Genomic DNA, 19,965 nt, shown 5'->3' on the forward strand with positions numbered 1-19,965 from the left:
ATCCTCTAAAATTACAAAAGTAAGTCAAATGTTATAAAAATATTACAAACAGATGTCAAACTGATAAAGAATGGCCCGTCTTGAGAGGAGATTTGAACGTTGTGTCACTAAAGGGAAAATGGAGTATCGGCCTATTTGCACTTGCGATCGTCATTGGAGTCGTTGCTTTCTTTCAGAATCAACAAGCAAGTGGAACCGAGAAGAAAAATGTAAAACAGGATACGAACTATAAAAACGTCGAAATCGTTACTCTCGTAAATGACGGGAAATTTATGAGATATGCAGTCAACTATCCTCTTTTTCATCAAAAGAAGCTAGATGACAAGATTCAAAGCTACGCCAATTCAGCTTTAGAGCATTTCAAAAAGACGTTTAGTGAAGCCAAGGACGTCGATGAAAACAAACGCTTTGAATTGAATATTGATTATGATATGGTGCATTATGCGAAGCAGTCTGCTGCGATTCGCTTTACCACTTATACCTATACAGGTCAGCAAAATGGGACCACTAATCATCTCACGATCAACTATGATTTTCAGAAAAAAACCTTTCTTGACACAAAAGATCTATTTCTGCCTAAAACCAACTTTTTGAAGAAATTATCCTACATTACATATTCGGAGCTTCAAAAGGACAAAACCTTATCTAAGGATCAAGCGCTCCTTCAGAAAGGAACAGCCCCGACTGCTCAAAACTTCAGTCAATTTGCCTTGAAAGAGAAATATGTAGAATTTTATTTCCCAGCCTCGCAAGTCGCCGACGAGGATCTTGGTCCGCAAACACTCGCGATTAAAAAGACGCTGCTGAAAGATATAATGAAGCCAGAATATATGAATAAAACCAAAAATCAAAATGAAATGAAAGAACCAAATCCGAAAAGAAAAGCCGTCAAGCTGCCGCAAAAATCAAAACTTGATCTAAATCAAAAAGCCATTGCCCTTACATTTGATGATGGTCCGAACCCTGCGACCACCTCAAAAATTTTAGAAGCACTGAAGGAAAATAAAGGACATGCGACCTTTTTCGTATTAGGCAGCAGGGTGCAGTATTACCCTGGTATGCTTGCCGATATTCTAAAAGGCGGGAATGAAATCGGGAACCACTCTTACAGTCATCCTTTATTAACAAGACTTCCTTTAAAAGAGGCGGTGAAACAAGTAAAGGACACTCAGAAGCTGATTGAGAAAGCGAGCGGCTATACACCTACTCACTTTAGACCGCCATATGGTGGAACAAATCAAAACATCAATCAAGCGGTTGGGATGAAGGTCTCTTTATGGGATGTTGATCCAGAGGATTGGAAAGTTCGCAACAGCCAGCAGATCACAAACCACGTTCTCTCACATGCAGCAGATGGTAGAACGGTATTGATGCACGATATTTATGACAGCTCAGCTCAAGCAGCAGTGAAGATCATTCATGAACTCACCAAACAAGGGTATCAGCTCGTCACAGTCAGCGAACTTGATGAATTAAAAAAAGAGCGACATGAACAAGCCCCTGTGCAATAACACAGGGGTTTTCTTTATGACTCCAAAGATTTTTTTTGTTTCAATAATGCTTGAAATGTCTCCTCCAGCTCCTGAGACGGCTCAATACTTAACCGGCTGAGCACTTCAGACAGCTGTAAATCAATTAACAGCAGCTCCTCTTCTCTTTGGGTCACAGCTGGTTTGTCGTCTTTTTGTTTATACGCTTCATATGTTCCGTCAAATGCTTCAATACGCTTTTCATGAACATGAAAAATGCGAGTTGCCACCTTCTCAATCAGTCTGCGGTCGTGGGAAATGAACACAACAGTACCTGGGTAATCCCTCAAGAGACCTTCAAGCGCTTCAACTGCCGCCAGATCTAGAAAGTTCGTCGGTTCATCCAGCATAAGAACATTGGCATCGCTGACAAGTAAGGACGCCAGCATGGTCTTCACCCGTTCTCCCCCGCTTAACACCCCAACAGGTTTATGCACGTCATCTCCTCGAAATCCAAGTCTCGCTAAAACCGTTCGTACCACTGTCTCATCTTGAACTGCCTCTTTCAGCGCATTTTGTAAAATTGATTCATCTACCGTTAATCCTGAAAGATCTTGACGAAAATAGCCTAGCTTGACAGCTTCTGAGCGAGAAACTCCGGGATGTCCATTCACCAGCATTCGGAGAAATGTCGTTTTTCCGCTCCCATTCTTGCCAATGATGGCAACCTTGTCCCCGCCTCTCACTTCCACATTCGCCTGCTTCCAAAGCAATTGATCGCCAACCTTGCCATCTACATTTTTCACTCGCAAAATGGTACGGCTCGCTACTTCCTTCATTGAATGCTGCGTCATTTGAATGGGCTGAATGTCTTTTACTTTTTCAACTTTTTCTAATTTCTCCATCCTTGTTTCAATTGATTTGGCGGTTTTTTGCAGCTTTTTTTGCTTATTTGCATAGTAGGGCTTTGCAATTTTTGGCCCTGAGGATTTCAGCTTTTGAGATGGCTTTGTCGCTTTGTCGGCTTTTTTCTTTTTCTTTTCCAGCGCATGCTCTAACTGTTTTTTCTTTTGTGTATAAGCTTCATACGCTTCCATCTGCTGACGATGCGCTAACTCTTTTTGCTGTGCAAAATGCGTGTAGTTGCCTTTGTATTGATTGAGACGTCCATGATCCAGCTCCCAAATTTCCGTACATACCGCATCTAAAAAAGCACGATCATGTGAAACGACGATGAGAGCTCCTTGATAAGTGTGAAGCTTTTCTTCCAACCACTCAATGTGCTCAGTATCTAAATGAGTCGTTGGTTCATCTGCTAATAAAAGGGCAGAAGGACGATTTAACGCGCGCTCAATATAAGTCTGGGTCATCTCACCACCACTCTGTGTGCCTTCTGCTTGTTTTAGCTGAGGTAGCAGTGTGCAGGTCGTTGTGGCAGCAAACGTGCCACTGTCTGGTTTCTCTTGCCCCGTGAGCACGTGTAATAGTGTCGTTTTCCCGCTTCCATTTGCCCCGACAAGTCCAATACGGTCACTTTGATGGATGGTAAGTTCCTCAATATCAAATAACAATCGGTCTTTTCGAAATACTTTTAACTGATTGGCTTTTACTAACATCCAACCCTCTCCTTTCGTATCAGGAGACATGAAAAAGCCTCCCATTCTCAGAATAGGAGGCAAAATGGTGTACAAAAATAAGCGGATCAATCCCGGATGACGTGCCGTTCCTACCTGAACACACACATCCCCCGTATCAATCACGTCATTCTTTGATTCCCATGCTGTACCATCCTATTCCGAAGCTAAAAAATGAAAACGCAGCAAACATGGCAAACTAATTGTTTGCTCACTGCCTTTGTTTTTTCATTTTGCTTACAGGTCATAGGATTAGTACTTCATTGCATTGGGTCACCCTTCCGTCGTTTGTTACGTATACGATAAAAGATTGGTTATTTTTTGTCAAGTTGAAATGGCATAAGTGAGTCCATTAATTTCAGCGTAAATGGATGAACCGCATCAAGCAGTTCATTCTTATTACATTCTTCCACTATGCTTCCTTCATGTAAGAAAAGGAGACGATCACATAGATACACTGCCGCTTCTATATCATGAGTAATCATAAGGATGGTCATGTCTAGCTCTTGTTTTAATGTCTCGAGCAGCTCCAATATTTGCACCTGAACAGAGACATCTAGTGAGCTCAGAACTTCGTCTAGTATGAGAATGGATGGATGCGTTGAAATTGCTCGTGCGATACACACTCGCTGGAGCTGTCCACCGCTTAGCTGATGAGCATACTGATTTAGTAAAGAAGAGGGTAATCTGACTTGTTCAAGCAACGATAAAATCTTCTGATCCACATTTTTTTCCTGCTTTAACAATCGCATAGGTTCCGCAACAATCTCTTTCACCGTAAAGGAAGGGTGAACTGAAGATCGATAATCCTGAAAAACAACACCCATTTTTCCACGGTTCATCTTCCGCCATGTGTCAGCTGACTTCCCATCAATCTGCACCTTGCCGTGATCTATTTTTTCTAAACCGAGCAGGATTCGTGCCAATGTACTTTTACCGCTGCCGCTTTCACCGACTAATCCGGCACATTGTCCCTTTTCGATTTCAAACGAAACGTTTGAGATGCGTGGTGTTGACCGTATTTGCCGAGGAAAGAAACCTTTCTTTCCTCCATGTTTGATGAGACTATCAGCTGTGATCAACATGGAAATGCCCTCACCCTCTGCTGCCGCAACGTTTCCAGGGGGGCAGATAATCGGCGCCTCGTCTCAAGTAGATGCTTCGTTTGTTGATGCTCAGGCACTGTGAATATCTTCTCAGCTGGGCGATGCTCAAGCATCTCCCCTTGATGCATCACCAACACCTCGTCAGCAATTGCCTGAACGACGCCTAAATCATGCGAAATGATGATCAAGACCGCGCCTGTTTCTTCTTTCAGCCTCTGTAATTGCATGATAACTTCACGCCGATTATACGCATCAAGCGACGAAGTTGGCTCATCGGCAATAATCACATCAGGAGAAAGCATCATCGCGATTGCAATCATCACTCGCTGAAGCATACCTCCAGATAATTCATGAGGATATTTCTTCAATAATTCATTTGGATTATTCAAATGAACTCGCTCCAGTCCCGCGATGGCATGTGCTTTCCCTTTATTTCCGTGTAAGCCCAAATGTCGCTGGAATGTTTCCATCATTTGATGACCAATGGTTTCGATGGGGTTGAACGCATTCATCGCATCCTGTGAGATGAAGCCAATTCGCTTGCCTCGCCACTGCTCAGCCGTCTGAATTGTCAATGTTTCATCGTCAAATAGGATCGTCCCCTCTACTTCTAGCGAAGGTGGAATCAAGCCAATTAACGCTTTTGCGACGGTTGATTTTCCGCTCCCACTTTCTCCAATTATGGCTAAACAGTGTTGCTGCTGTAAGGAGAATGTCATGTTCGTCACGATACTCTTTTGCTGGACTGGATCATGTACGGACAGGTTTTTTACGTCGATGAAAGGCAAATGGTCTCGCTCCCTTCTTATTGTGATGATACATCGCAGGGGTCGTAGCCTGTTGCAGGCTGTCTCCTAAAAAGTTCAGCGCCATGACCACAAATAAGATGGCGAGCCCAGGCGCAAGCATATGGGCTGGATGGGTCACCATGACATTTTTCGCTTCGTTGAGCATCATCCCCCATTCCGGGGTAGGTGCGCTCACACCTAATCCCAGAAAAGACAAGGCTGATATATTTAAAATGACCCATCCCGCATCAAGTGTCGCAAAAACAGCTATTTCTCCTGAAATGCGAGGAAATAAATGTTTTCTCAGGATGTAAAATGGAGAGCCGCCAGACACTTTTACAAACTGAACAGATGGTTCATTCACATATTGCAGAACAGATGAACGAATCATCCTTGTATACCAAGCCCATTTCGCTAGGACATTTGCCAAAATTATATTGAACAGTCCAGGCCCCAGTATCCCGACAATCGCTAGAATCATCACTTCTGCTGGGAAGGAGAGCATGACATCACACACCCTCATCAACAAGCCGTCCACCTTTCCTCGGAAAAAACCCGCCATGATTCCAAGTAAACTGCCAATGAGCATCGTTATACACATCGTCAGCATCGCCGCAAGCATTGTGGTGCGAATCCCATATAAAAGCCGTGACAATACGCACCTCCCGAGCTGATCCGTTCCAAGCGGATAAGTCAGACTGATGCCGGCATATTTTTGAAGAATGTTCGTTTCGGTTGGGTCATGTGGTGCGAGCACTGGTGCAAGCAGTCCTGCTAAAGCCACAAGTACTAAGAACCAGATAGAAACAACCGCCATACGATCTTTTTTTAATTGTTGCCAACCTATCTTCACTTTCACGCCTTCTTTCGCAGTTGAGGATTCATCATCATTTGTACAACATCAGCCACGAGGTTACACACAACAAAAAGGAACCCCATCACAAATAAATAAGCTTGAATAATCGGAAAATCAGCGTGAAAAATAGCTGTTACACACAACCGGCCAACCCCTGGCCAAGCAAAAAGATTTTCAATAATAACCGTGCCAGCAATAAGCTTAGGAATAGACATACCAAGTGCTGTCACCGCTAATTGAAGCGCATGTCTCATCACTTTCAATTGAATAGCGCGTTCCTTTAACCCGCGAGCTCTTGCATAAAAAACAAAGGGCTCGTGCTGAAATTTCAGGATTTGATTTCGGATCAGTCTCACATAGGTGGATAAGTAGCCAAGCGATAGTGTGACAGCTGGGAGAAGAAGCGATTTGAACCCTTCCATACCACTTGTATTAACCCAATTGAATTTGACAGAAAAAAGCCAAATAAATAAAATCCCTAACCAAAAACTAGGCATTGAAGCAGCGATAAACACAAAGGCTCGCAGTACTCGGTCCAACCAGGTATGCGCTGCATACGCACAGATCACTCCGAATAACAAACTCAGCACAATGATGAAAAAGAGCGCTGCTCCTGCAAGCTGCAATGTAGCAGGCATCGCCCCCATGATGAGATCAAAAACCGGTTCTTGTGTGACATAACTCCTGCCAAAATCACCTGATAATCCATCTTTAAGCCATGTGACATACCGTATTAGAAATGGCTGATCTAAGCCTAGCTCCTGCCGCATCGATTCAATCATGTCTTCTGTTGGAGTGACTTGATTCACCCGCAAAGCGACTTCAGCTGGATCACTTGCCCGCATCGTCAGCAGGACAAAGGCAAAGAAAGTAATAAACACCATGAGTGGGAAAAGAAGCAATATTCGTTTGAAGAGATAGCGTGTCATGTGTGCGCCTCCTCTTTATGACGAAAAATACATACGGTCAAAAGGAATTTCATACTGTGACACGTGAAAACCAATGCCTTTCAGGCGCTTATTATAAACGGCCTTTGTCACAGAATAAGAGATTGGAATGTAGACATTTTCATCATGAATATACGTCAAGACGTCTCGATACATTTGTTTCCGCTTTTTCTCATCTGGTTCTACCAATACTTTCGTAATCGTCTCGTCCAGCCACTTTTTCTTCTTCAACCCTAATTGGGCTTGGTAATCAGCATGTGATGCTACGCGGAACGAAGAAACATAGGTTTGAGGATCATAAGGAAGTCCCCATGATAGTGAGTACATCAGGTCGAATTTCCCTGTTTTTTGTCGATCTAGAAATGCCTGTTTTTCTTCTCCTCTAATATCCAGATTAACTCCAACCTGCTTGAAATCTTGTTGAATCGATTCACTTATCGTTCTTTCGCCTGCATTATCGGAATTATAGTAAATGGTGACACTCAGCCTTTTGCCATTTTGATAGCGGTAGCCATCTTCTTTCAGCTTCCAGCCTGCCTCATCCAATAATGTCTCTGCTTTCTCTTTTTGATAGGTTTTCTTTTTCAGAGGGATATCCGCGTAAGGGACTGACGGGGCAAGCAGCGTATGGGCCACCTGTTCCGTTCCATTTAAAATGCCTTTTGTGATCATCTCTTTTTGAATGGCATATTGAAACGCTTCTCTGACTTTCGGATCTTTTGTCATTGGCTGGTTTGAATTGATGACAATCGACCTCGAACCAACAGGTGGACTCACGGTCACACCATATTGACCTGCTTCCTTTAAAGCCAGGAATGAGTCTCCGTCGATCATGTCACCATCCGCTCCAAATAAGAGATCTATTTCTCCTTTTTGCAGAGCAAGTAAAATCGTTTGATGATCCGGCATGACTTTCCATTTCACTGTTGAAATGTTTGGCTTTCTCCCCCAGTAGTGGTCATTCGCTTTAAAAACGGCATATTGATTTTTTTTATGTTCCTTTAGCACATAAGGACCTGTGCCTGCATAGCTTTGAACTCCTTTTGCAGTCGTTCCATCAATGAAGCTTTTTGGAGAAATAAAACGGAAGGGACGTGTTAAGCCCAATTCTTCTAACGTAGGATAATAAGGCTCTTTTAATGTGAGAATAAAAGTATATTCGTCCACCGCCTTTGTGGATTTGATTTCGGATACGAGATTCAGCCAAGCGTTCTTTTCAATGTTTTTAACGACGGCGTCCATATTCATTTTCACTGCCTTTGCATTAAAAGGCTCACCGTCTGAAAAAGTCACACCTTTTCGAAGGTGAAAGGTGTAGGTCCTCCCATCCTTTGAAATGTCCCAACTTTTGGCTAAGGCAGGCTGAACGCCCTTCTCTGTATTGACGACAAGCGATTCAAACACCATATTTTGAGCGGCCATCTCTCCGCCATATAAATGGGGATTGATATCCCTTATATCTTTTGTACTTGCATACACCAGCTCATCTTCTTCTCTGTCATTCATACCGGAAGATGCTTTGTTATCAGAACATGATGCCAACAAAAAACAAGCCATGACTGAAAAAAGCATCAAGGTGTATGTCACATAGGTTTGCTTTTTCTTTATGTAAACAGGCTGATCACTCATATGTACTTCCTCCGAATCTTGTATTATCGTAATCATTACGGTTATTAATCGAAATGATTACGAATTGAATAATAGCATACAGGATTCGGGAATACAATCACTTTTTTCATCAAAAAAACAGACTCATAATAGAGTCTGTTTCGTCTGCATCCAATGATCGATCGTCCGCAATGCTTTATCGGTTCCACCTGCTGTTTGGAAGCTTTCTTCAATTTTTTCAATTCCAGCACGGTACGTGTCGCTTCCTAGAACAGATTCCACGGTTTCTCTTAGCTGCTTTGCTGTCAGTTGATCTTTATCAAGTGCTCGGGCAGCAGATAGCTCGGTCAGTCTTTGTGCGACCATCGGCTGATCTTTGTCGACCGGAATGACAACCATTGGCACGTGATAATGAATGCCTTCATTGACACTGTTCATTCCGCCATGTGTCACAAACACATCTGTCAGTTCAAGCACTTCAAGCTGTGGCACATAAGGCTCGATCAGAAAATGAGAAGGTGCTTCTTTTAAGAGAGACCGATCCACTTTTTCACCTGTTGCGAGTACCACTTTTCCATCAAAGTCGGCAAAGGCATCAATACACAAATTAAAAAATGCCTCTGTATCTCCAAGAACAGTTCCCATCGAAATAAAGACAACTTTTTCTCGCTCAAGAGCTTCCAGCGGGAAATCATGCTGATCTGCCCTTTTTAGAAAGCTCGGTCCAATGAAAACAAATGAGTCGTTCACTGCATCGACAGAAGGCTGAAAATATTCACTTGTATACACGATATTCAGTTCTCCGCGATTTTTCATAAATTGCATCAAACGCGTTGGCTGAACGCCAAAACGCTCTTGTATGCTTTCTAATAGATGATCAGCTCTCTCATCCTTTCTGTATAGCGGTGTATCAAAATGCGCCTCTTGCAGCACAAAGGATGGATTTGAACCGATCCCTGGAATTTGTAAGTAATCTCGAACAAGCTCCCCAGCCCCAAACATATCAAAATAGACAAAATCAAATGAATGCTGCTGAGATAGGGTTTCCACCACCCCTAAAATATCAAATGATGTTTGCAGCATCGCATGAAAGAACGGCTGCATGGAATCGAGATTTCCTTCGTCCACATGTAATGTCCGAATATAGTCTGGATGTTTATGTACGTGAGCGCCTAAGCGTTTCATTCGTTCTTCATAATGTACAGTTGTGACCGCATGCACTTCATCTCCACGATCTGTCCATGCTTTGATGATTCCTAACATAGGATTCACATGCCCTTCAGCAGGAAATGTAATCAATAAAACCTTCGCCACAGAAATACCTCCTCATTGTCAATTCTCTTCCATGTTAATCATATACAGCCAGCAGGCTCAACAAATACGCCTGTAAAGGGAAGAAATGAGTCTTATGGCTAGTATTTCATGATAAAGTGGCAGGAAAAAAGACAAAGTCTCCTAATAAGCACTTTGTCTTTTTCACATTATGATTTGAGAAGCATTTTTTTTAAATACATCAGACTGTTTTTTCAATGGAGATCGGATCTGATGTTTTGATATTTATTCAAAGCACGCTGAATACACATTTCCTATATTGAAAAATTCAAGCAGTGCTCTTTTTGCTTCAGGACTAGCATTTTTCGCTGCTTTATTTACAGCTGCCTTTACAGCATTCCACTTACTTTTCCCCGCCTGTCTGGCGGCTTTATACGCTGGAATCAATGTTTTAACAAATTTTGTCGCGCCTCCTGCAGCTTTTATTGCGGACTTGACTTTTGCAATTTTTGCTATTGGTATAACATTGGTTATAATAGCAGTTCCAACCGCAGAAATACAACCAACTACACCCATAGTAACAACCTCACCATGTCGTTGAAGAGGGATATTAGAGTTCTCTTTCAACCATTTAACTACGGCTTCATCTCCTTTTGCAATAACGCTGTCAGGTAAAGCTTCAATCGTCAATAAAACCTCTAGCAACTCTTGATACTCTTCATCCACTTCTGAATTAGGACTAATTGCTGTTGCATTCGCAGTAAAAATCGTTGACAATAACATGAAAAGAGCTGTTATGAAGCATATAACACTCTTCTTATGAAAAATAGTTGTCATCCAATATACCCCTTTCTTGTTTATTTTTTGTATATGAGGTAAAAATATCATATTATAATAATTGTTTCAATTTTATAGATTCATATTGGAGGGATATTTTGTGAAAGTCTTGGAGAAATACAGTTATTTAATCATCATTCTTTGTCTGGCGGCAATGATCGTGACAAACTTCACTGTGAATGACAATACAATAAAAAATACTGTATCCGTGATTGGATTTATCATTGTTCTTCTTACAATTATACCTGCGGCTATTTACAGGAAAGGCCAAAAAGGCAGGTAACCCCTTTATAGCAATAACCCCCATTCTTATGTTAAGAGTGGGGGTTATTTTATTATACTCGGATAGATGTTGCTGTGTTGCTACAAGATCATTTTTTCACTAACGATCAATCCGATTGAACATACAAAAAACCCTCATCAAATGAAGAGGGGTTCATGAAAGACCTTTATCATCGTAAACAAGGTCAAGTACGCGCTCGGAGGGATTCGAACCCCCGGCAGACGTGGTACCGGAAACCACCGCTCTATCCAACTGAGCTACGAGCGCACGATATGTTTTTGAACGTCAGCATATCAAATTATAAGGGAAATGCTGCAAGAAAGCAATGATATTCTGATGTCTTCAAAGAAGAAGCCTGCACCGAAAAGATGCAGACATGTCTACTTATGCACTTTTAACTGATGCAATAATTTTTCGTTCTATGTTTTCATTTACTTCATCCACTGTTTTGACAAGACAAATGATCCCATCAATAAATGGCCAAATGAACAATGTCAACCATCCTAGTAGAAGCATAGTCACTGCATAGCCTTTCTTTTCATCAAGATAAAAACGATGAACGGCAATCGCTCCAAGGAACCACCACAAAATAAATACAACTAATTTCGACTTTTTTTTGGCTTGAAGTTCGGTTGATACAACAATACGTTGTTGATCAGTCAAATTACTTTTCTCCAAAAGATTATCCACTCTTTTTCCTTCTTTCTGACTATATATAATGATGACATAGGTAATATTACCTCATAGCAGAAAGTTTTACCATATTTTTTTAAAACTTTTCCATGGTTTAAGAAAATAAATTTTGGGAAAAATAACATGTGGTTGTCGAATTTTTTGATTGCGTTTTGTTTGACCTTTATTGACCAAAAATGTATCATTGAATTACATACTTACCTAAAAGGTGAAGGAGGAACATTATGAATTTAATACCTACAGTCATTGAACAAACAAATCGTGGGGAAAGAGCTTACGACATTTATTCTCGTCTTTTAAAAGACCGTATTATCATGCTTGGTTCTGCGATCGATGACAATGTTGCCAACTCCATCGTGTCACAGCTGCTTTTCTTAGAAGCTGAAGATCCAGAAAAAGATATTTCTATCTACATTAACAGCCCTGGCGGTTCAATCACAGCTGGTATGGCCATTTACGATACGATGCAATTTATTAAACCAAAGGTATCAACCATTTGTATTGGTATGGCTGCATCTATGGGTGCGTTCCTGCTTGCTGCTGGTGAAAAAGGTAAGCGTTATGCCCTTCCAAACAGTGAAGTCATGATTCACCAACCACTAGGTGGTGCCCAAGGTCAAGCAACAGAAATTGAAATTGCGGCAAAACGAATCCTTTCTTTACGCGATAAACTGAACCAAGTACTTGCTGAACGTACTGGTCAGCCAATTGAAGTCATTGAGCGCGATACAGATCGTGACAACTTCAAAACAGCGGAAGAAGCACTTCAATACGGACTCATTGACAAAGTCTTGACCCGTAATACAGAAGAACAAAAATAATATGACAAAATAAACCGTCTGCTCCTTGAACAGACGGTTTTTTGTGTTGAAAATACGCTTTACGACAACTCCGTCCATTTCTGCTCAAGAGTTGGTGTTTGATAAGAAGACATCTGTGTAATTAATTCCTCCGGTTCGCTGGAAGCATGTAACAATTGAAGATGTGATTCATTCGAAAAACCTTCCTGTACACTAAACTTCACCATGTCTATAAGCGGATTGAAATAGTCATTCACTTGATACAAGCCGATTGGCTTTTGGTGAATGCCGATTTGAGCCCAGCATAGCACCTCAAATAATTCTTCATATGTACCAAAGCCGCCTGGCATTGCAATAAATCCATCAGCCAGCTCACTCATTTTCGCTTTTCGTTCGTGCATTCCTGTTACTTCGATTAATTCTGTCAGCTCTTGATGCACCACTTCTCCTCTAAAAAGCCCTTTAGGCATCACCCCAATGACTTGCCCGCCATGTCTTAAGATCTCATCTGCAATGGCACCCATTAATCCAATTCGTGAACCGCCGTATACAAGTCGGATGTCTTGCTCTGCCATATAAGCCCCTAGCTCTACAGCCTTTTCTTTGTAGACGTCCTTCACGCCTGGATTCGAACCAGCAAACACACAAATCGTTTTCATCAAAAACAGCTCCATCTCTCTCTATGATTTCTTCACCCACTCATTCTACTATAATTGTTTTTCAAAAAACAGCCGCTCCATCTATATATAGTGTAAAATCAAAAGGTGCACACCATATAAGGAGCTGTTTAAAGAGAATGCAAACAAATGAGATGGAGAAATGGATCAAGGATTTTTACAAAAAGAGAAATTGGGCAGAATACGGACCGTTTATCCGGTTAGGGTTCCTGATGGAAGAAACAGGCGAACTCGCGCGCGCTGTTAGAGCCATTGAGATCGGACGTGACCGGCCTGACGAGCAAAAACAAAAATCAGCTGAGTTGAAGAGAGAACTCGTTGAAGAAATGGGAGATGTATTAGGGAATCTACTTATTTTAGCCGATCTCTATGATGTCACAGTAGAAGAGATTTTCTCCTCGCATCAACAGAAACTCACAAAGCGTTTTTCAGAACTGAAAAGCACGTGACCACATTGTCACGTGCTTTTTTCCACCCCTATAGATGCTGAGGTGAAATATCATCAGTTCGTTCAAAGAAATACTGTTTTCCAATATGATGGAAAAGACCTGTTCGACGCAAAAGCTCTTTCGGCTGTGATTGAAGTCCGACAATCATCAGCTTACCATTATGATGCTTTAACCGATTGGAGATATTCATCAGCACCGCTTCTGCTGATGTGTCCATATAATTGACTTTATTCATGAGCAGAATGAGCGTTTTCGGCTTTGTCTGAACATGGTCCAAAATTGAATTTTCGAGTGAATCTGTTGTTCCGAAAAACAGCGGCCCTTCAATGGCGTACATACTGATGCCTTGCTGGTCTGTCTGTTTTTCTAAAGCAGCTGCCGTTTCCATTTGGGGAACCACAACATTTGGACGAATGCTGGTTATCTGGCTCATTTTTTTGATAAAAGCGATAAAGGCTAAAATGAGCCCTGCGGTGACGCCAATTATCAAATCACCGATGACCGTCAGCAAGAAGGTAACGACAAGTACAAGGGAATCCGCATTTTTCACTTTTACAATATTGATAAACTCTTTTTTCTCACTCATATTCCAAGCTACAAACATTAAAATCGGTGCCATCGCAGCAAGTGGAATCATCGACGCATATGGTGCAAATAGCATTAAGATAAGCAAGACGACGACGCCATGCACAACACCTGAAATCGGGCTTGCTCCGCCATTTTTGATGTTTGTTGCCGTACGGGCAATCGCCCCAGTCGCTGGAATTCCTCCAAACAACGGTGCCGCCATATTGGCAATTCCTTGCCCGACAAGCTCTTTATTGCTGTCATGCTTTGAACCTTTCATATTGTCTGCAACCATTGCGGATAAAATTGATTCCACGCCGCCTAAAAGTGCAATGACAATCGCTGGAGGGAGGAGATAGATCATTTTTTCAATCGTTAATTCAGGAAAAGCAAAGCTTGGCAGCTGACGAGGAATTTCCCCGTATGCCGAGCCGATCGTTTCAACTTGTCCTTGGAAAAAGAGAACAGCTAGAAACGTTGAAGCCAATAAACCTAATAGAGCACCAGGTATTTTTGGAATGTATTTTTGTGCCGCCAAAATCACAATGAGCCCAATCACAGCTGTGAGGATGGCAAGACTGTTTACGGTACCGAGATGGACCACAATTTCTCTCATATTGAGGAAAAAGCTTTCATGCTTTTCAACACCCTTTAATCCGAGGAAGTTGGCAATCTGCCCTGAAAAAATAATGACAGCAATGCCAGCAGTAAAGCCGATGATAACCGGATGAGGAATAAATTTCATGAGCTTTCCTAGTTTGAATATTCCGAATAAGACAAGTATACACCCTGCCATAAAACCGGCAATGAGTAAGTTTTCAATACCATATTGGCTGACGATACCAAATAAAATCGGAACAAACGCTCCAGTCGGCCCGCCAATCTGATACTTTGAACCACCAAACAATGAAATCAAAATGCCGGCAACGATGACTGTATATAATCCATATTCTGGTCCGACACCAGATGCAATGGCAAAAGCCATGCCTAAAGGAATTGCCACAACGCCCACGACAAGCCCAGCGATTAAATCACGCCTCAACTTTGATGTATCATATCCTTCAAATCTTCCATAAAAACGCATGGTATGTGTTGGCCTCCTTCAAGTATGTGTAGATGATTTAGGTATACTGCGCATCAATCTGTTTATCTTTCACAACGACATCCAACTTTCCCGTTGCTGGATCAATGACAAGTCCATGAACAGCCACATCATTTGGCATAAGTGGATGCTCTTTGACCAATTTCACACTTTGGGACACGCTCTCTTCAACCGAATCAAAGCCTGTCAGCCATCCCTTTAAATCAACCCCTGAGTTTTTCACAATGCTCAAACATTTTTCTTCAATACCGCGCGCTTTCGCCTTTTCAAGTAAAGGATCTGCCGCAAGACCTGCCATTCCGCATTCATGATGTCCTACAATGCATACCTCTTCTGCCTTTAGTTCATAGATAGCTAGAAGAATACTCCGCATCACACTGCCAAAAGGATGTGTGACGATGGCGCCCGCATTTTTAATGACCTTCGCATCACCGTTGCGCAGTCCCATGGATTGCGGCAATAATTCCAAAAGACGTGTATCCATGCAAGTTAATATAACGAGTTTCTTTTCGGGAAATTTCCCCGCTTTGTAAGGCTCATAATGTCTCTCATGTACGAACTCTGAATTGTGCTGAAGAATCTGTTCTAATTTTGATCCCATTTTGCCATCTCCCATCTCTTTATAAGTCACGTAAGCTCCTGCTTGACCTCCTTTTCTTTCGTGTGTTCTCAAGCATAAAGAGGAAAAATGATAGAAAAAAAAGAAAAAAATGAGAAAACGATGAGAAGACATGTGGTCATTTTCTATCATTTACGATTCATCGCAAGGGGCGCGCGGTCTTCCTTTCAATCTATCATTCTCTGATCGCCAAAAGACGATGAAATGGTTTAGTAGAAAACAACCTTCCCGTTTAATATGTTTCAAATATAATCATTTTTCTATCAAAAAATCTCGAACTATTTTCCAGTTTGTCAGATAATCTCTCAGAAAATCAGGCTTTTTCATATGTCACATCTCCCATTAGCTGATTTCCATATAAGTAAAAAATGCATCAGATGGCATATGAATATACCTTTTCACTAAGAAACTGTCTCTCTTTTCCGTTATTTTAGTATATTAAATATTGAGCAGATAACCTTCAAACGTGTTCAACCGAAATGGTTGCTTTATAATAAAAGAAGCAAGATGATCATGTGAAAGGAGCGAGTTGACATTGACACCACACATTTTTGTCGCCAAACCATTACCCGCCTCATTTGAGGAATTACTAAAGGAACATTGTACATACGAGGTGTGGCAATCCAAAGACCCCATTCCAAAAGATATTTTGTTTCAAAAACTGCAGCATGCTGATGGTCTTTTAACGTCTGGAACGAAAATCGATCAAGAGCTATTAGATCACGCTCCCAAACTTAAGGTAGTGAGCAATAACTCTGTTGGCTATGACAATTTCGATATAGAAGTGATGAGGCAAAGAGGCGTAATTGGGACGCACACGCCCCATACACTCGACCATACTGTCGCAGACCTTGCATTTTCACTCATTCTTTCCTCTGCACGAAGAATTGCCGAGCTTGATCGTTTTATCCGTGAGGGGAATTGGACGAAATTTGTACAGGAAGAAGATATTTTTGGCATCGATGTCCATCATCAAACGCTTGGCATTATTGGCATGGGTCGAATCGGAGAACAAGTCGCCAAACGAGCTGCTCATGGTTTTGATATGAATGTCCTGTATTATAACCGCAGCCGGAATGAAAAGGCTGAATCAGCATATGGCGCTTTATATTGCACACTTGATGACTTGTTAAAACAAGCTGATATCATTGTCTTGATTACACCGCTGACCGATGAAACGTATCATATGATTGGCGAACGAGAATTGAAGTTAATGAAGCAAACGGCTTTATTTGTAAACATCTCCCGCGGGAAAACAGTGGATGAAAAAAGCCTCATTCAAGCACTTCAAGAGGGATGGATCAAAGGTGCAGGTCTTGATGTGTTTGAACAGGAACCGCTTCAGGAGAATCATCCTTTCAAAGAAATGAACAATGTCACCCTTGTCCCTCACATCGGTTCCGCTACTGAAACAACACGGGATCTTATGCTGAAACGAGCCATTCATAATGTGATTCATGGAATTGATGGCAAAGCCCCTATAGATATTGTGAAAGAGCTTGCTTGATTTTAATCGGAAAAGACGCAGAATTAAGAGCTGCGTCTTTTTCTTTATTTCATCAGAAGGGTATCAGGAGAAAAGCCTCATTTTAGCAAAGATCCTGTTTCTTTACATTTCCTTCATGTTCGGGTGCTATAATATGAGGTAGACAAGCATCAAGAGGACAGCTTCCGATTTCCTTAATAGGAGGATGAAGATGAAAAAAATCAGTTCGGTTTTTACTATGTTTGCTCTGATCGCTGCTATTCTGTTTTCTGGTTTTATTCCGCAGCAAGCCTATGCTGAAACACCACTTACACCGACCGCCACAAATGAAACAGCTTCTATTCAACTGACATCAGATGTCCATACTCTTGCCGTCATTAATACGTTTGATGGTGTAGCCGATTATTTGATTCGCTACAAACGACTGCCCGATAACTACATCACAAAATCACAAGCAAGTGCCCTTGGTTGGGTGGCGTCAAAGGGAAATCTAGCAGAGGTTGCCCCAGGCAAAAGCATTGGTGGAGATGTTTTCTCTAACCGGGAGGGGCGTCTTCCTTCAGCAAGCGGACGCACATGGCGTGAAGCAGATATCAACTACGTCTCAGGCTTCCGCAATGCTGACCGCCTCGTGTATTCAAGTGACTGGCTCATTTACAAAACAACAGACCATTACGCAACATTCACACGTATTCGATAATCAATCAAAAAAACAGCCCATTTGACGCAGGGCTGTTTTTTTAATGCTACTTCGGCAACAGGGTTTTCACATATTCGTCAAAAGGAAGGGGTAGCGGTTTTTTCGACACTTCTTCGTGTTCATGTGTGGTGACATGTTCCTCCGTGACAATGACACGTCCTGTTGGTGTAAGCTTTGAAGCAAGCGGTCTTTTGTTAAAAGGAGAGGCTTCATTTTCATAAATCTCCTGTCTCATTTGGACCAATGTAGGCTCGCTCACCTCTTGCAATGTGAATGCGTAGCCTATTTCAGCGCCTTCTCCTCTATCTAATTGGAGAAGATGTGTCCCTTTTTCGGTTTCCTCCTCTTTGACTCGAAACCGAATAGACGCTCCTTTGATCCATTCTTCCGTAAAAGGTACAGGCTGGAGAGGTAAATTCACACCAAAACCCGCATCAATCAGATACCGTTCGTTGTGATGATTCAACGTCATGGCTACATGTGTACCATCAATTGCCCATGCTCCTGCTTCCTTGTTATACACAGTCCCTTGAACGAGCTGTACAGCAAATCCTGCCTCTTTTAACACATAATATAAAAGAGGATTGAGATCATAACAAAGACCTCCTCTGTTTCCTTCAAGAAGATGCTGATTCAACCCTTCTTGATTCAAAGCATAGGATTGTTTTTTCAGAACAGATCTATTTTCAAATGGAAAGGTATAGGCCATTTTTTTTAATAATACAGGTAAGTCATTAAAGGTGATCGACTGGCCTTCATATCCGATCTTCTGTAAAAAAGCTGATTGAATCATGACATTCCCTCCTAAAAAACTGAGCCTTTGAAGAGACTCAGTTTTCTTGATTGACAAAATCTGTTAACGCCTCAATGGCTTCTTGTTCGTCCGCACCATCTGCAATCAGTGTGATAGTAACCCCAGAGCTGATCGCAAGGCTCATGAGACCCATAATGCTCTTCGCATTGACTCTTTTTCCGTCCTTCTCTAGAAAAATTTCAGCCCCAAAGCGATTCGCTTCCTGTACAAACAAAGCAGCGGGACGAGCCTGCAAGCCTGTTTTCAACTGGATGGTGACCGTTTTTTCCACCATATGATCTGCCTCCCTTTTTCATTCTCCTATTTGAGTGTAACAGCTTGTCCGTTTCGTAATTGTTCTGCAATTTGATCTAGCTTTCTTAAGCGGTGATTAATGCCTGATTTGCTGATCTTACCGCTTTCCACCATTTCTCCCAGTTCCTTTAGCGTGACCTCTTGATAGTCGACTCTTAGCTTTGCAATTTCACGCAGCTTATCTGGCAGGGCATCAAGTCCAATTTTTTCATCAATGAATTGAATGTTTTCGACCTGACGGAGCGATGCACCAATCGTTTTATTCAAGTTTGCTGTTTCACAATTGACGAGCCGGTTCACGGAGTTCCGCATATCACGGACGATCCGAACGTCTTCGAAGCGAAGAAGTGAATTATGCGCACCTACAACACTTAAGAATTCAGTGATTTTTTCGGCTTCTTTCATATATGTGATGTAGCCTTTTTTCCGCTCAAGTGTTTTACTGTTGAGATGAAATTGGTTCATCAACTCACAAAGGGCATCATTGTGTTCTTTATAGAGTGAAAAAATCTCAAGGTGATAGGAAGACGTTTCTGGGTTATTCACAGAACCGCCTGCTAAAAAAGCACCTCTCATATACGAGCGCTTACAGCATCTTTTCTTTACAAGCTCTTCTGAAATATTACGCTCAAATACAAATTGTTCACCTAATATTTTCAAATCCTCTAAAATGGTTTTCGCTCGTTCTACCAGTCTGACAATATACACATTATTCTTTTTTAATCTCATTTTCTTACGAACGAGCAACTCGACTGTGACATCATATTTCTTTTTTAGCAGCGTATAAATCCGCCTTGCGATCGCTGCGTTCTCTGTCTGTATATCTAGAATTAATTTTCGATTAGAGAAAGATAATGAACCGTTCATACGGATGAGGGCAGAAAGCTCTGCTTTTGTGCAGCAGTCCTTCACGTCCAGATTAGTCAGCTCTTTTTTTGTTTCGGATGCAAATGACATCCTTGCC

Annotated in this window: 20 protein-coding genes and 1 tRNA gene; 5 read left to right on the top strand and 16 right to left on the bottom strand. The window is 41.7% G+C overall.

Annotated features, from left to right (window positions below; genetic code table 11):
• The first annotated feature begins 101 nt into the window (after positions 1-101).
• Positions 102-1,511, top strand: a complete 1,410-nt coding sequence (locus NKR21_RS17490; protein ID WP_012011335.1) for a polysaccharide deacetylase family protein — start codon at positions 102-104, stop codon at positions 1,509-1,511.
• Between the two features lie 14 nt (positions 1,512-1,525).
• Here NKR21_RS17490 and abc-f read toward each other — a convergent pair whose 3' ends face one another.
• The 10 genes from abc-f to NKR21_RS17540 all read right to left on the bottom strand — a co-directional run bounded on the left by abc-f (position 1,526) and on the right by NKR21_RS17540 (position 11,490).
• A complete protein-coding gene (abc-f, locus tag NKR21_RS17495; protein WP_192841753.1) occupies positions 1,526-3,085 on the bottom strand; it encodes a ribosomal protection-like ABC-F family protein in 1,560 nt (519 codons plus the stop codon).
• Positions 3,086-3,417: 332 nt separating this feature from the next.
• Positions 3,418-4,188, bottom strand: coding sequence for an ABC transporter ATP-binding protein (locus tag NKR21_RS17500; protein WP_012011337.1), 771 nt, complete (start codon positions 4,186-4,188; stop codon positions 3,418-3,420).
• A complete protein-coding gene (locus NKR21_RS17505; protein WP_012011338.1) occupies positions 4,182-4,997 on the bottom strand; it encodes an ABC transporter ATP-binding protein in 816 nt (271 codons plus the stop codon). Before NKR21_RS17505 ends, NKR21_RS17500 begins: the two co-directional genes overlap by 7 nt.
• Complete coding sequence (gene opp1C, locus NKR21_RS17510; protein WP_012011339.1) at positions 4,960-5,850, bottom strand: nickel/cobalt ABC transporter permease; 891 nt, start codon at positions 5,848-5,850, stop codon at positions 4,960-4,962. The genes NKR21_RS17505 and opp1C overlap by 38 nt, the downstream gene beginning before the upstream one ends.
• A 2-nt stretch (positions 5,851-5,852) precedes the next feature.
• A complete protein-coding gene (gene opp1B, locus NKR21_RS17515; RefSeq protein WP_144455491.1) occupies positions 5,853-6,782 on the bottom strand; it encodes a nickel/cobalt ABC transporter permease in 930 nt (309 codons plus the stop codon).
• 15 nt (positions 6,783-6,797) lie between these two features.
• Positions 6,798-8,429, bottom strand: a complete 1,632-nt coding sequence (gene nikA, locus NKR21_RS17520) for a nickel ABC transporter substrate-binding protein (RefSeq protein ID WP_144455489.1) — start codon at positions 8,427-8,429, stop codon at positions 6,798-6,800.
• Between the two features lie 123 nt (positions 8,430-8,552).
• The gene (locus tag NKR21_RS17525) at positions 8,553-9,722 is read right to left on the bottom strand and encodes a macrolide family glycosyltransferase (RefSeq protein WP_144455487.1); all 1,170 of its coding nucleotides are present in this window, start codon (positions 9,720-9,722) and stop codon (positions 8,553-8,555) included.
• A 243-nt stretch (positions 9,723-9,965) separates the two neighbouring features.
• Entirely contained in the window at positions 9,966-10,517 is a 552-nt protein-coding gene (locus NKR21_RS17530; RefSeq protein WP_012011343.1) for a hypothetical protein, read from the bottom strand.
• A 474-nt stretch (positions 10,518-10,991) separates the two neighbouring features.
• Positions 10,992-11,067: transfer RNA gene (locus tag NKR21_RS17535), tRNA-Arg, on the bottom strand.
• Positions 11,068-11,184: 117 nt separating this feature from the next.
• Positions 11,185-11,490 carry a TM2 domain-containing protein gene (locus NKR21_RS17540; RefSeq protein ID WP_012011345.1) on the bottom strand — a complete coding sequence of 102 codons (306 nt, stop codon included), beginning with the start codon at positions 11,488-11,490 and terminating at the stop codon, positions 11,185-11,187.
• 227 nt (positions 11,491-11,717) lie between these two features.
• Here NKR21_RS17540 and clpP point away from each other — a divergent pair, with 227 nt between their 5' ends.
• Positions 11,718-12,314 (top strand): ATP-dependent Clp endopeptidase proteolytic subunit ClpP, encoded by a 597-nt coding sequence (clpP, locus tag NKR21_RS17545; protein WP_007500118.1) that lies wholly within the window; start codon positions 11,718-11,720, stop codon positions 12,312-12,314.
• Positions 12,315-12,373: 59 nt separating this feature from the next.
• On the opposite strand, the gene NKR21_RS17550 is transcribed toward clpP, so the two are convergent.
• A complete protein-coding gene (locus NKR21_RS17550) occupies positions 12,374-12,952 on the bottom strand; it encodes an LOG family protein (protein WP_041815945.1) in 579 nt (192 codons plus the stop codon).
• A gap of 137 nt (positions 12,953-13,089) precedes the next feature.
• Here NKR21_RS17550 and NKR21_RS17555 point away from each other — a divergent pair, with 137 nt between their 5' ends.
• On the top strand, positions 13,090-13,419 hold the full coding sequence (locus NKR21_RS17555) for a MazG nucleotide pyrophosphohydrolase domain-containing protein (RefSeq protein ID WP_012011348.1): 330 nt from the start codon (positions 13,090-13,092) through the stop codon (positions 13,417-13,419).
• 28 nt (positions 13,420-13,447) lie between these two features.
• Here the strand turns inward: NKR21_RS17555 and NKR21_RS17560 are convergent, their stop codons facing one another.
• Both NKR21_RS17560 and NKR21_RS17565 read right to left on the bottom strand, forming a co-directional pair.
• The gene (locus NKR21_RS17560) at positions 13,448-15,070 is read right to left on the bottom strand and encodes a SulP family inorganic anion transporter (RefSeq protein ID WP_144455485.1); all 1,623 of its coding nucleotides are present in this window, start codon (positions 15,068-15,070) and stop codon (positions 13,448-13,450) included.
• A gap of 37 nt (positions 15,071-15,107) precedes the next feature.
• Positions 15,108-15,689: a beta-class carbonic anhydrase gene (locus NKR21_RS17565; RefSeq protein ID WP_041816352.1), complete on the bottom strand. Its 582-nt coding sequence runs from the start codon at positions 15,687-15,689 to the stop codon at positions 15,108-15,110.
• Between the two features lie 553 nt (positions 15,690-16,242).
• Between NKR21_RS17565 and NKR21_RS17570 the strand changes: the two genes are divergently transcribed.
• Positions 16,243-17,214 carry a 2-hydroxyacid dehydrogenase gene (locus NKR21_RS17570; RefSeq protein WP_012011352.1) on the top strand — a complete coding sequence of 324 codons (972 nt, stop codon included), beginning with the start codon at positions 16,243-16,245 and terminating at the stop codon, positions 17,212-17,214.
• A gap of 238 nt (positions 17,215-17,452) precedes the next feature.
• A complete protein-coding gene (locus NKR21_RS17575; RefSeq protein WP_371869438.1) occupies positions 17,453-17,893 on the top strand; it encodes a ribonuclease in 441 nt (146 codons plus the stop codon).
• A 46-nt stretch (positions 17,894-17,939) separates the two neighbouring features.
• Here the strand turns inward: NKR21_RS17575 and NKR21_RS17580 are convergent, their stop codons facing one another.
• The 3 genes from NKR21_RS17580 to whiA are packed head-to-tail and all read right to left on the bottom strand — an operon-like array spanning position 17,940 to position 19,958.
• Positions 17,940-18,686, bottom strand: coding sequence for an arylamine N-acetyltransferase family protein (locus NKR21_RS17580; protein ID WP_012011355.1), 747 nt, complete (start codon positions 18,684-18,686; stop codon positions 17,940-17,942).
• 37 nt (positions 18,687-18,723) lie between these two features.
• Positions 18,724-18,981: an HPr family phosphocarrier protein gene (locus NKR21_RS17585; RefSeq protein WP_144455483.1), complete on the bottom strand. Its 258-nt coding sequence runs from the start codon at positions 18,979-18,981 to the stop codon at positions 18,724-18,726.
• A 26-nt stretch (positions 18,982-19,007) separates the two neighbouring features.
• Complete coding sequence (gene whiA, locus NKR21_RS17590) at positions 19,008-19,958, bottom strand: DNA-binding protein WhiA (protein WP_003213321.1); 951 nt, start codon at positions 19,956-19,958, stop codon at positions 19,008-19,010.
• Positions 19,959-19,965 lie beyond the last annotated feature (7 nt).

The organism is Bacillus sp. 1735sda2, from assembly GCF_024159245.1.
Lineage (GTDB): Bacteria > Bacillota > Bacilli > Bacillales > Bacillaceae > Bacillus > Bacillus pumilus_O.

Bases quoted from the DNA above. Each gene is read 5' to 3' on its own strand.
- NKR21_RS17560 (WP_144455485.1), bottom strand. From the start codon at position 15,070: ATGCGTTTTTATGGAAGATTTGAAGGATATGATACATCAAAGTTGAGG.
- NKR21_RS17580 (WP_012011355.1), bottom strand. From the start codon at position 18,686: ATGATTCAATCAGCTTTTTTACAGAAGATCGGATATGAAGGCCAGTCG.
- opp1B (WP_144455491.1), bottom strand. From the start codon at position 6,782: ATGACACGCTATCTCTTCAAACGAATATTGCTTCTTTTCCCACTCATG.
- NKR21_RS17500 (WP_012011337.1), bottom strand. From the start codon at position 4,188: ATGTTGATCACAGCTGATAGTCTCATCAAACATGGAGGAAAGAAAGGT.
- clpP (WP_007500118.1), top strand. From the start codon at position 11,718: ATGAATTTAATACCTACAGTCATTGAACAAACAAATCGTGGGGAAAGA.
- NKR21_RS17550 (WP_041815945.1), bottom strand. From the start codon at position 12,952: ATGAAAACGATTTGTGTGTTTGCTGGTTCGAATCCAGGCGTGAAGGAC.
- nikA (WP_144455489.1), bottom strand. From the start codon at position 8,429: ATGAGTGATCAGCCTGTTTACATAAAGAAAAAGCAAACCTATGTGACA.
- NKR21_RS17555 (WP_012011348.1), top strand. From the start codon at position 13,090: ATGCAAACAAATGAGATGGAGAAATGGATCAAGGATTTTTACAAAAAG.
- NKR21_RS17530 (WP_012011343.1), bottom strand. From the start codon at position 10,517: ATGACAACTATTTTTCATAAGAAGAGTGTTATATGCTTCATAACAGCT.
- abc-f (WP_192841753.1), bottom strand. From the start codon at position 3,085: ATGTTAGTAAAAGCCAATCAGTTAAAAGTATTTCGAAAAGACCGATTG.
- NKR21_RS17565 (WP_041816352.1), bottom strand. From the start codon at position 15,689: ATGGGATCAAAATTAGAACAGATTCTTCAGCACAATTCAGAGTTCGTA.
- NKR21_RS17585 (WP_144455483.1), bottom strand. From the start codon at position 18,981: ATGGTGGAAAAAACGGTCACCATCCAGTTGAAAACAGGCTTGCAGGCT.
- whiA (WP_003213321.1), bottom strand. From the start codon at position 19,958: ATGTCATTTGCATCCGAAACAAAAAAAGAGCTGACTAATCTGGACGTG.